Here is a 5,895-nt window from a genome sequence, read left to right on the forward strand (position 1 = left end):
CGCTGAACTGGACCTACATGTACAACATGGCCAACGATCCGAAGGACTCGAAGGTTGCCGGCAAGGTCGGCGTCGTCCCGGCCCCGGGCGTTGCCGGCACAAGCGAGGTGTCGGCCGTCAACGGCTCGATGGGCCTCGGCATCACCGCAGTGTCGAAGCACCAGGATGAAGCCTGGAAGTACATCGAGTTCATGACCTCGCAGGCGACGCAGAACCAGTACGCCAAGCTCTCGCTGCCGATCTGGGCCTCGTCCTATGACGACCCGGCCGTCACCAAGGGCCAGGAGGAACTGATCGCCGCCGCCAAGCTCGGCCTCGCCGCGATGTACCCGCGCCCGACCACGCCGAAGTACCAGCAGCTCTCGACGGCGCTGCAGCAGGCCATCCAGGAATCGCTGCTCGGCCAGTCGACGCCTGAGGATGCGCTGAAGACGGCCGCGCAGAACAGCGGCCTCTGACCTGTCGTTCCCCGACACGGGCGGCCTCATGCACGAGTGCCGCCCGTGCTATTTCTAACCGGATGAAGGAAGAGAGGCGCCTCGCATGTCAGGCACCTGGATGACGACTCGCGCGTGGCTTCTGATGCTGCCGTTGCTGGTGATCATGGTCGCCGTCATCGGCTGGCCATTGGTTGACACCGTCAGGCTTTCCTTCACCGACGCTCAGCTGGTCGGCACGGCCGGCAATTTCGTCGGCATCGACAACTATACGAAGATGCTAACGAGCTCGAACTTCACGCGCACGCTGGCGACGACCACCTGGTTCGCGGTCATTTCGGTCGCCGCTGAAATGGTCATCGGCGTGCTTGCGGCGCTTCTGCTCAACCAGGAATTTCGCGGTCGCACGGTGCTGCGCGGGCTGATGATCCTGCCCTGGGCGCTGCCCACGGTCGTCAACGCCACGCTGTGGCGGTTGATCTACAACCCGGAATATGGCGCGCTGAACGCGGCGCTCACGCAATTGCATCTGATCGACGCCTACCGCTCCTGGCTCGGCGAGCCCGGCACCGCGCTGGCGGCACTGATCGTCGCCGACTGCTGGAAGAATTTCCCGCTTGTGGCCCTCATTGCGCTCGCTGCCCTGCAGGCGGTGCCGCGCGACATCACCGCCGCCGCCCTGGTCGATGGCGCCGGCCCGTTTGCCCGCTTCCGCTTCGTCATCCTGCCCTATCTCGCCGGCCCGCTGATGGTCGCGCTGGTGCTGCGCACCATCGAGGCCTTCAAGGTCTTCGATATCATCTGGGTGATGACCCGCGGCGGACCCGCGAACAGCACCCGCACGCTGTCGATCCTCGTCTACCAGGAGGCTTTCTCCTTCCAGCGGGCGGGCTCGGGCGCATCGCTCGCCTTGATCGTGACCTTGCTCGTCACCGTGCTTGCCGTCGCATACGGCGCGCTGGTCAGGAAGACCGCGGGGAGTGCCGCCTGATGGAACGCAAGAATCCGGTCTTCACCATCTTCATCTACGCCTGCGCAATCCTGCTTGCGGTCGTGATCCTGGCGCCGCTCGCCTGGCTGTTCATCATGAGCGTTTCGCCGGCGGCCGACCTTGCCGCCAAGCCGCTGCGCTGGTGGCCGCAGAGCGCGGACTTCTCCCGCTATGCGCAATTGCTGTCGATGGCCGAGAACAGCGCAGGCGCTGCCTTCACCGCCTCGTTGCGCAACAGTTTGGAAATCGCCGGCATGGCGACGCTTGCCGCGATCCTGCTTGCTGTCCCAGCAGGCTGGGCGGTCTCGCGCACGCCCTCGGTAGGCTGGTCGCTGTCCATGGTCATTGCCACCTACATGCTGCCGCCGGTCGCGCTCTCGGTGCCGCTCTATATGGGCCTGTCGTATTTCGGCTTGCTCAACAACGTCTTCGGCCTGGCGCTGATCTACCTGACGATCCTGGCGCCCTTCACCACCTGGCTGATGAAATCCGGCTTTGATTCCATCCCGCGCGAGATCGAGGCCGCCGCCATGATCGACGGCGCCGGCCTGCTGCAGACCTGGCGCATCATCACCTTGCCCCTGGCAGCGCCCGTGGTGGGAACGTCGGCGCTGTTTGCCGTGCTGCTCGCCTGGGACGAGTTCTTCTATGCGCTGCTCTTCACCTCGGACCAGAGGGCGAAGACGCTCACCGTCGCCATCGCCGACCTGGCTGGCGGACGTGTCTCCGACTACGGGCTGATCGCAACGGCGGGAGTGCTCGCGGCGCTGCCGCCGGTGCTGATCGGCCTCGTCATGCAGCGCGCGCTGATATCAGGCCTGACCAGTGGTGGTGTGAAAGGATAATGATGACTGTGGAAAGAAGCCGCCCGGCGGGGCTCGTGGCGATCGATCGTGAAATGGCGCGCCAGTACACCGATGCGCTCGCCTCATTCAAGAACAACGGCGATGCCGCCGCCAAGGTCGCCGCATCGATCAGGAAGAACGACAGGCTGATCTTGCTTGGCATGGGCGCCTCGCACGCGGTCGCCCGCGCCGTCGAGCCGCTTTACCGCGCGCATGGGATCGATGCCATCGCGCTGCCTCTCTCCGAGCAGCTTGGACAGCCATTGCCATTAGCGGGCCGCACGGTTCTCGTCACCTCGCAATCGGGCGAAAGCGCGGAAGTGGTGCGCTGGTTTTCTGAGACCCGCGAACATGCCGACACATTCGGCCTGACGCTCGAAGGTGCTTCCTTCCTTGGACGAACAGTGCCTTGCCTCGTCGGCGCCGGCGGCACCGAGCTCGCCTTCGCCGCCACCCGCAGCCTGACCGTGACTTTCGCGCTGCACCTCGCCATCCTGGCCGCGCTTGGCGAGGATCCCGCCGCCGCGCTTGCCACGCTCAGGTCTCCGGAACCCGTTGCGATCGACGCCGCGCTGACGGCCTTGAGCGGCGTTGCCACCGTCGTCACCTCGGGCCGCAGCCTGCAAGGTGTGGCCGAGGCACTGGCGCTCGGCCTCACCGAACTGTCGCGCCTGCCATGCTACTCGCTCGAAGGCGGCCAGCTACGCCACGGGCCGATGGAAATGCTCGGTCCGAAGATCGGCATCGTCCTCTTCCGTGCCAACGACACTACCGCCGATCTCGTCACCGCGATGGCGGTTTCAGTGGTCGAAGCCGGCGCGCCGCTGATCGTCTTCGACGCCTCCGGCAAGCCCCCGGTTGCGGGCGCGGTGACGCTGACCTTCCAGCCGGCTGCCGGGCTGGCGGCGGTCTTCGCCATCTTGCCGGTGGCGCAGCGCCTGATGATCGCCTTTGCCGATGCCCGCGTCGACAATGCCGGGACGCCGGTCCGCACCACCAAGATCACGCGGAGCGAATGATGCGACCGCTTGCGGTGATCGGCAACGTCAACGTCGACCTGATCGTCGGCCCGGTCGCGCCATGGCCGAAGGCAGGTACCGAGACGGTTGTCGACCATGACGATCTGCGCGTCGGCGGCCAGGCCGGCAACACGGCGCTCGCCTGGCAGGCGCTGGAGATCGATTTCGAGATTGCAGCCAATCTCGGCGACGATCAGTTCGGTCGCTGGCTACGCGAGGCCTTTGGTCCACGGGCCGAGCGATGGCCTGTCCGCCCCGAGGGCACGACACTGTCGGTCGGCATGACCCACCCGGACGGCGAGCGGACATTCTTCACGACGCGCGGCCACCTGCCCCGCTTCAGCCTTGCAGACGTCCTCGCGGTGCTGGACGGCGGGCGGTTGTCCGGGGGTTACGCGCTGCTTTGCGGATCGTTCCTGACCGACGATCTCGCGCACGACTACGACGCGTTTTTCGACTGGGCGGACACGCACCGGATTGCCGTCGTGCTGGACACCGGCTGGCCGATCGACGGTTGGACGCCGGCAAATTGCATTGCTGCGCGTCGCTGGCTGTCGCGTTGCGAGCTTGCTCTTTTCAACGAGGTCGAGACTACGACGCTCGCCGGACTGGAGAACCCAGCTGAAGCGGCGCGCAAGATCCGAGACGGCATGAAGAAGGGCGCCACCGTCGTGGTCAAGCGTGGGCCGGACGGTGCCATCGCCATCGGCGCGGACGACCAGTTGATCGATGTGCCGGCGCCAGGTGTGAACGTCGTCGACACGATCGGCGCCGGCGATGTCTTCAACGCCGCGTTCCTTGCGGCATTGGCGCAAGAACGGCCGCTGACCGGTTGCCTTTCCGCTGCCATCCAGGTGGCTTCACGCGCCATCTCAACCCTGCCCCGTGACTATGGCGGGCGAATGTTTTTCGAGGAAGCCATCAATGAGCGCGCTTGAGATACGCGGCGTCCGCAAGAACTACGGCAACGTCGAAACGCTGAAGGGCATCGACATCGCGCTCGAAAGCGGCGAGTTCCTGGTGCTGCTCGGCTCATCCGGTTGCGGCAAGTCGACCTTGCTCAACATCATCGCCGGCCTCGCCGAGGCGACAAGCGGCGACGTGCTGATCGGCGAACGCTCGGTGCTGGGCGTGCATCCCAAGAACCGCGACATCGCCATGGTCTTCCAGTCCTATGCGCTCTATCCGAACCTCACGGTGAGCCGCAACATCGGCTTCGGGCTCGAGATGCGCAAGGTTCCGGCGGCTGAACGCGACAAGGCCGTGCGCGAAGCGGCAAAGCTCCTGCAGATTGAAGCCCTGCTCGATCGCAAGCCCGGCCAGCTCTCCGGCGGCCAGCGCCAGCGCGTCGCCATCGGCAGGGCGCTGGTGCGCAAACCGCAGGTCTTCCTGTTCGACGAACCCCTGTCCAATCTCGACGCCAAGCTGCGCCTCGAAATGCGCACCGAGCTCAAGCGCCTGCATGAGATGCTGCGGACCACAGTTGTCTACGTCACCCACGACCAAATCGAGGCCATGACCCTGGCGAGCCGGATCGCCGTCATGCGCGACGGTCGCATCGAGCAGCTCGGCACGCCGGAGGAAATCTACAACCAGCCGGCGACCCTCTACGTCGCGGGCTTCGTAGGCGCCCCGTCGATGAACATGCTGGAGGCGGTGGTCGAGGACGGCAAGCTTGCCATCGCCGGCGCGGATACCCGATTGACCCTGCCGGCTCGTTACGCGAGCGTGGTGGGGAACGGCGCTCTGGTCGTCGTCGGGATCAGGCCTGAAGCCCTCCGTCTCGGGACCGGAAGCGCTGCGGAGTTGTCGCTGCCTGTCGAGATCGACGTCGTCGAGCTGACCGGCCCCGAGCAGGTCACCACCGCCAGGATCGGCACGCAGAAGCTGACGGCAACCTTGTCGCCGCGAGCCCGTGTCGCCAAAGGCCAGTCATGCGCCTTCACCTTCGACGAAGACGCGCTTCGCCTCTTCGACCTGGCGACCGGCAAAGCCTTCTGAGCTTTTCCGCCCGGGATAGATACAAAGTTGGAGCGGTTCGGCGTTCAGGCTGAACCGCTCCTTCTGCTTCAGTCGATATCGAAGGACACGCCCTGCGCCAACGGAAGCGCCTTGGAGAAGTTCACGGTGTTGGTGGCCCGGCGCATATAGGCCTTCCAGGCGTCCGAGCCGCTCTCGCGGCCACCGCCGGTTTCCTTCTCGCCGCCGAACGCGCCGCCGATCTCGGCGCCCGAGGTGCCGATGTTGACGTTGGCGATGCCGCAATCCGAGCCGTCGACGCCGAGGAAGCGCTCCGATTCCTGGAGATCGCGGGTGAAGATCGACGACGACAGGCCCGCACCGACCGCATTGTGCTGCTCGAGTGCTGCGTCGAAGTCGGAATATTTCATCACATAGAGGATCGGCGCGAAGGTCTCTTCCGTCACCGGAGCAACCTGCTTCGGCATCTCGACCAGGGCCGGATGCACATAGTAGGCGTCCGGATGGCCGTTCTCGACGCGCGCGCCGCCGGTCACCTTGCCGCCATGCGCTTCCGCCTCTTTCAATGCCTTCTGCATGTTGTCGAACGCGCCCTTGTCGATCAGCGGACCGACCAGCGCCTT

General features: G+C 65.6%; 7 protein-coding genes. 6 read left to right on the forward strand and 1 reads right to left on the reverse strand.

What is annotated here, in order from left to right; all coding sequences use genetic code 11:
• The 6 genes from Q0L57_RS03915 to ugpC all read left to right on the forward strand — a co-directional run.
• Positions 1-458, forward strand: a 458-nt coding sequence (locus Q0L57_RS03915) for an extracellular solute-binding protein (protein WP_296738380.1), incomplete at its 5' end; no start/stop codon positions are given.
• Between the two features lie 85 nt (positions 459-543).
• Positions 544-1,428, forward strand: a complete 885-nt coding sequence (locus tag Q0L57_RS03920; protein WP_296738381.1) for a carbohydrate ABC transporter permease — start codon at positions 544-546, stop codon at positions 1,426-1,428.
• Complete coding sequence (locus Q0L57_RS03925; protein WP_296738384.1) at positions 1,428-2,273, forward strand: carbohydrate ABC transporter permease; 846 nt, start codon at positions 1,428-1,430, stop codon at positions 2,271-2,273. Before Q0L57_RS03920 ends, Q0L57_RS03925 begins: the two co-directional genes overlap by 1 nt.
• Before the next feature lie 2 nt (positions 2,274-2,275).
• Complete coding sequence (locus tag Q0L57_RS03930; RefSeq protein WP_296738391.1) at positions 2,276-3,292, forward strand: SIS domain-containing protein; 1,017 nt, start codon at positions 2,276-2,278, stop codon at positions 3,290-3,292.
• Positions 3,292-4,230 (forward strand): PfkB family carbohydrate kinase, encoded by a 939-nt coding sequence (locus Q0L57_RS03935; protein ID WP_296738392.1) that lies wholly within the window; start codon positions 3,292-3,294, stop codon positions 4,228-4,230. Before Q0L57_RS03930 ends, Q0L57_RS03935 begins: the two co-directional genes overlap by 1 nt.
• Positions 4,217-5,293: a sn-glycerol-3-phosphate ABC transporter ATP-binding protein UgpC gene (ugpC, locus tag Q0L57_RS03940; protein ID WP_296738386.1), complete on the forward strand. Its 1,077-nt coding sequence runs from the start codon at positions 4,217-4,219 to the stop codon at positions 5,291-5,293. Before Q0L57_RS03935 ends, ugpC begins: the two co-directional genes overlap by 14 nt.
• Before the next feature lie 68 nt (positions 5,294-5,361).
• Here the strand turns inward: ugpC and Q0L57_RS03945 are convergent.
• Positions 5,362-5,895: aldehyde dehydrogenase family protein (locus Q0L57_RS03945; protein ID WP_296738388.1), on the reverse strand; the 534-nt coding region annotated here is incomplete at its 5' end.

This window comes from Mesorhizobium sp. (genome assembly GCF_024509055.1).
Lineage (GTDB): Bacteria > Pseudomonadota > Alphaproteobacteria > Rhizobiales > Rhizobiaceae > Mesorhizobium.

Excerpts from the sequence above, each read along its gene's own strand:
- Q0L57_RS03920 (WP_296738381.1), top strand. The coding sequence starts at position 544 with ATGTCAGGCACCTGGATGACGACTCGCGCGTGGCTTCTGATGCTGCCG.
- Q0L57_RS03925 (WP_296738384.1), top strand. The coding sequence starts at position 1,428 with ATGGAACGCAAGAATCCGGTCTTCACCATCTTCATCTACGCCTGCGCA.
- Q0L57_RS03930 (WP_296738391.1), top strand. The coding sequence starts at position 2,276 with ATGACTGTGGAAAGAAGCCGCCCGGCGGGGCTCGTGGCGATCGATCGT.
- Q0L57_RS03935 (WP_296738392.1), top strand. The coding sequence starts at position 3,292 with ATGCGACCGCTTGCGGTGATCGGCAACGTCAACGTCGACCTGATCGTC.
- ugpC (WP_296738386.1), top strand. The coding sequence starts at position 4,217 with ATGAGCGCGCTTGAGATACGCGGCGTCCGCAAGAACTACGGCAACGTC.